This window comes from Microcystis sp. M53603_WE2 (genome assembly GCF_030065435.1).
In genome coordinates, this window is sequence record NZ_JASJFF010000016.1 from 1 (window position 1) to 4,781 (window position 4,781).

Sequence of the window (4,781 nt, forward strand, 5' to 3'; positions counted from 1 at the left end):
CGCATCTCGACAAGTTGCCGGCGACGACTAATTAAGTCGCCCAATTGACGAGATTCTTCCGACTCAACCGCTAATATTTGCGGTTGCATTGCCTCGCCAAAATGAGCTAAAATTTGAGCGTCAATGGCATCGGTTTTGGCTAATTTACCAGTGGCTTTAGCAAAGTCTCTTCCTTGACGGGGATTGATTAAGGCTACAGGTAAATCCGCTTCTTGTAATTGAATCACCAGTTCAGTTTCTCAACCTCCTGTCGCTTCCAGAACGATGAGGTTGAGCGTGTAAGATTTTAGGGTCTCGACCAGTTTAGATATGTCCTCCTTTGTGTTAGCAACTTTCATCGCTTTACCCATCGGACGGAGGTAAACATCTAGGGTCGCTTTACTAATGTCAATGCCTACCCATTGAGAGATATTTTCCATGATTGAACCTAACTAAAGCAAGCAGAATTGATGGTTATTTTGGAGAGCATCCCCTTGATTTTACTCATCCTTGCCCGATCCGGTCTCTTAGCTTAACAATTGATTGTTTTCGCCACGACCCCGGCGACTGTTCGAGTTTTGTCAGGGAGATTATGGTGGTGACCCTTGCTACGAAGCGGTCTTTTCCGACCAAGGTTGGGACGGTCTACCACCTCTCTCAATATACAAGGTTGGGTTGAAGCATGAAACCCAACGCCCGATTATGTTACGCTACCGCTAACCCATCCTACAAATAATTGTGCCTCCCTACTTAATAAGGTGGCTAAGGTGGGGTTGACTTTTAAGGGTTTTTCAATGTTTGAAATCATCGCTTATTTTCCTCTGTTTAATCGCTTTTCTGCTCTAGATAAACTTTTTTCTCAACCTTTAATTTCTCTTTTTCAGTAATTAATTAAGTTTTCATCGGGGGATTTTTTTTGTTCCTCATTGGCAATTTTTTGATGATGGATCAGAATTTGATAACGAATGCTTTCAACAGATTAGCTAACAAGGCTCATTTTGACTTTTTGATTGAGTGCGGTGGCGATTTTTTGCAGCATTATTAGGGGATTGTCTTGATAGTCAGCGTCTTCTAGATCTTCAATAACGGATTTTTCAACATGGATTAGGTCGGCTAGTTGTTGTTGGGTTAATCCAGCTTTTGTACGAGAGTCATAAATCAGTTGTGCGATTTCTGCGTTGATGGATTCTAGGGCGATTTGTTCTTGTATTGTGGGATCGTCTGCGATGATTTGATGAATGATTTTTAGGGCATCTGTGGTTTTAGGCATATTTATTTTTAGTTAATTTCTTTTGTTAAAGATGTCCTCGATTTTTTGATAGTTCATTTAGGATCTTTGATTTCTAATCATTTAAAAGTTTGGCTGATGTATTTTGTTACATAAACAAATTTTATATAATGCAATCTTACAATAATTTAGTAAATCCTGCTTGTTCAAAATGACGATCAGAGGTAAGCTGTTCGTAATTTAAATTGCGTTAACAGAAGGCTCTTCGTTACTTGGTATGGTTCGATAGGGGAGCATAAATCGACTAAATCCTTATCTGGCAAGAGACTTAATTGATTAGTTCGCTCTAGATCAAAAACAATTGACAAAAATCGCCAAATGTCTTTCTCTATAAGAGTTTCATTCCTTATAATCCTGTACGTTGCATAAGACAAACCGAAGAACCGATTTTATTAAATTGTATTTGTAAGTACAACTTTGGATAGGAAAGTGTGTTTATTAACAATGCGCCAGTCTTTGGTCTTAGGTAGTGCGGTGTCTTAACCCAAGCGACAAAACTGCGATCGCCGTTAACCTGACAGACCAGATTGGAAGCTGGTGCTGATGATCTAGGATTATTCGCCGATTAATGACTCTTTTCGGAAATTAGAGGACAATACCCTGCCAGTAATTATGGATTTTAACAACTTTCCCCGACCTTTCTTTTTTATTCTCAAGCGATGTCAAAGACCGGATTGAAACGTTAGTAGTTATAATTGTTTAGCACTCGATCAACAGGATTGATTTCTACTTTGAAGAAAATGAAGATAAAACACGCGATTAATTGGCATAAATTTCTGACTTTTCTAATTATATTGGGCTTAATGGCTTTTTATAATAATTTTACCCCGCTCGCTTGGATATACCTTGCCCTACACGGAACTTACGGTCTGATGTGGCTGATCAAGGATAGATTATATCCAGATCAACAATGGGAAAAAGAAATACCGTTGGCTATGGGAATATTTACCTTTATCGTTCTCGGTTTGTATTGGGCTGCCCCTTTTATTATTGTTAGCGGGAAGGTCACGGCCGCCGCTCCTTTAATATCCGCAGCCATAGCGATCAATATTATGGGGGTATTTCTCCATTACGGTAGCGATGCCCAAAAGTATTTTACCCTTAAATATAGGGAAGGATTGATCACCGAAGGTTTCTTTAGTCGTAGTCGCAATCCCAACTATTTAGGAGAGATTTTAATTTATCTGAGTTTTGCCCTGTTAGCCCAACATTGGCTCCCTTTTCTGATTTTGGGGGGATTCATCGCCGGGGTCTTCATTCCCAATATGCTTAAAAAAGACCGCTCCCTCTCCCGCTATCCTGAATTTGACGCTTACAAAGCGAAATCCGGATTGCTATTACCCAAGCTAATAAACTCCCGTCTGGATGCTCGCCAATCCACTCAAACCTAAGCAAAGTTAAGGTCTTTCTCTGAAACCGCAGGGTGCGCTATTAAGTTTCATTTAGGGGGAGCATCTCATTTATGCAAGTGAGTAATTATACTTATCCCTAAAACTGGTTTCTAGCAAGGCTTTTAAAATAGCTTGACATAAAACCTGATTTAGGGGTTACAAAGGTGAGATGCTCCCCATTTAGGGGGTATTACCTCACCCACTTTGACAGAAGGGAGTTATGGTCGGTTAAGCGTCAAAACATCGAGGCTTTTCCTTGATCCCAGTAATGTAAACTTTGATTAAGAGAAAGATTTCTAGCCCCAATCCGATGTTATATTAATAATTGAAGCTAAAGAAAAAAGCTTCCCTGACAGATCGACTGGCAAGGTTATAAAGGTCAAGTTCACAAAGGAGTAAACCCTGTTAAAGTTACATTCTGTCTCGATAACGACGGTAACAGCGATCGACCTGAACGCTCATATTTCCTAGAGTAGAGAACAAGGGAGTTAGGCAATTGGAACTAGAGTTCAATGCGTCTCCAACCAGTCTCAAGTTGTGAGGGGAAATACCTGAGAATCGGTAAACTGATCGCTGTTATTGTTTGTCAACACAAGTAATTGATCATTGCAGTCGCTCTCCTTTGATGAGATAATAGAAAGTCTTCTGTTCAAAAGGATATCGATAGGATGCGACTCTCTCAACAGCTTTTTGTCACCCTCCGGGAAGACCCGGCCGAGGCGGAAATACCCAGTCATAAATGCTTGGTGCGTGCCGGTTACATTCGTCGCATTGGCAGCGGTATTTACGCCTATTTACCCCTGATGTGGCGGGTTTTACAGAAAGTCTCCCAGATAGTCCGGGAAGAAATGAACAAAGCCGGCGCCCAAGAATGTTTACTTCCCCAACTGCAACCGGCGGAACTCTGGCAAGAATCAGGCCGTTGGGACACCTACACAAAAGCAGAAGGGATTATGTTTGCCCTGACGGACCGGCAAAAGCGGGAGTTAGGATTAGGACCGACTCACGAAGAAGTAATTACTGCCGTCGCTCGTGATTTAATTCGTTCCTATCGACAATTACCAGTTAATTTATATCAGATTCAAACTAAATTTCGCGATGAAATTCGCCCTCGTTTTGGTTTAATGCGGGGACGAGAATTTATTATGAAGGATGCCTATTCTTTCAATCTTGACGAGGAATGTTTAAAGAAAACCTATCAAGCGATGGATATAGCTTACCGCAATATTTTCCGCCGTTGTGGGTTAGCTTTTCGGGCAGTAGAAGCCGATTCTGGAGCGATTGGCGGTTCCGCATCCCAAGAATTTATGGTCTTAGCTGATGCTGGAGAAGATGAGGTTTTATTTACCGCCGATGAAAAGTATGCGGCTAATATGGAAAAAGCCGTTTCTTTGCCGGCAGATAAAGTGGCTTCTCCCTTGAAAAAGTTTGCTAAAAAAGAGACTCCTAACACCAACACGATCGAAAGTTTAGCTAAATTTCTCGATTGTTCTGCCACTGCTATCGTCAAGAATGTTCTCTACGAAGTGGTTTATGATAGCGGCATAACTGTTTTAGTTTTACTGCATATTCGCGGCGATCAAGAGGTTAACGAAGTTAAACTACAAAATGAATTAGTTAGACAGGCGGGCCGTTACAATGCTAAAACAATTTTGGCTTTAAAAATACCCGATGCTGCCGCTCAACAGCAATGGGCAACTAAACCCTTACCTTTGGGTTATATTGCTCCCGACTTAGAAGATAATTTGCTCAAAAAAGCCAGCGATATCGCTCCTAAGTTTTTACGCATAGCAGACAACACGGTGACAGACTTAGAAAACTTTATCACTGGTGCTAATGAAACCGGGTTTCATGTAGTGGGAGCCAATTGGGGTAAAGATTTTATCTTACCGGAATTAATCGTCGATCTACGCAAAGCCCGGGTAGGCGATCGAGCTATTCACGATCCCAATCAAACCTTGCAAAGTGCTAGAGGAATTGAAGTCGGTCATATCTTCCAATTGGGATATAAATATTCTCAAGCCATGAATGCTTTTTATACTAATGAAGCGGGAGAATCTACCCCCATTTGTATGGGTTGTTATGGGATTGGAGTATCGCGTTTAGCCCAGGCAGCCGTAGAA

4 protein-coding genes and 2 pseudogenes are annotated in these 4,781 nt (G+C 41.3%); 3 read left to right on the forward strand and 3 right to left on the reverse strand.

The genetic code is table 11. The features are described 5' to 3' along the window. From PX481_RS29980 to PX481_RS00375, 3 genes and pseudogenes are all read right to left on the reverse strand, one after another. Positions 1–419 (reverse strand): annotated as a pseudogene (locus tag PX481_RS29980) (IS110 family transposase); the annotation flags it as partial. Between the two features lie 539 nt (positions 420–958). Further along, complete coding sequence (locus tag PX481_RS00370) at positions 959–1,249, reverse strand: helix-turn-helix domain-containing protein (RefSeq protein WP_288025019.1); 291 nt, start codon at positions 1,247–1,249, stop codon at positions 959–961. 176 nt (positions 1,250–1,425) lie between these two features. Further along, positions 1,426–1,641: a hypothetical protein gene (locus PX481_RS00375; RefSeq protein ID WP_288025022.1), complete on the reverse strand. Its 216-nt coding sequence runs from the start codon at positions 1,639–1,641 to the stop codon at positions 1,426–1,428. 178 nt (positions 1,642–1,819) lie between these two features. Between PX481_RS00375 and PX481_RS00380 the strand changes: the two are divergent. The 3 genes and pseudogenes from PX481_RS00380 to proS form a co-directional block, all read left to right on the forward strand. Further along, positions 1,820–1,945 (forward strand): annotated as a pseudogene (locus tag PX481_RS00380) (DUF4334 domain-containing protein); the annotation flags it as partial. A gap of 62 nt (positions 1,946–2,007) precedes the next feature. Further along, on the forward strand, positions 2,008–2,658 hold the full coding sequence (locus tag PX481_RS00385; RefSeq protein WP_002758219.1) for a methyltransferase family protein: 651 nt from the start codon (positions 2,008–2,010) through the stop codon (positions 2,656–2,658). 668 nt (positions 2,659–3,326) lie between these two features. Further along, positions 3,327–4,781 (forward strand): proline--tRNA ligase (gene proS / locus PX481_RS00390; RefSeq protein ID WP_288093061.1); only part of this gene is annotated, 1,455 nt, incomplete at its 3' end.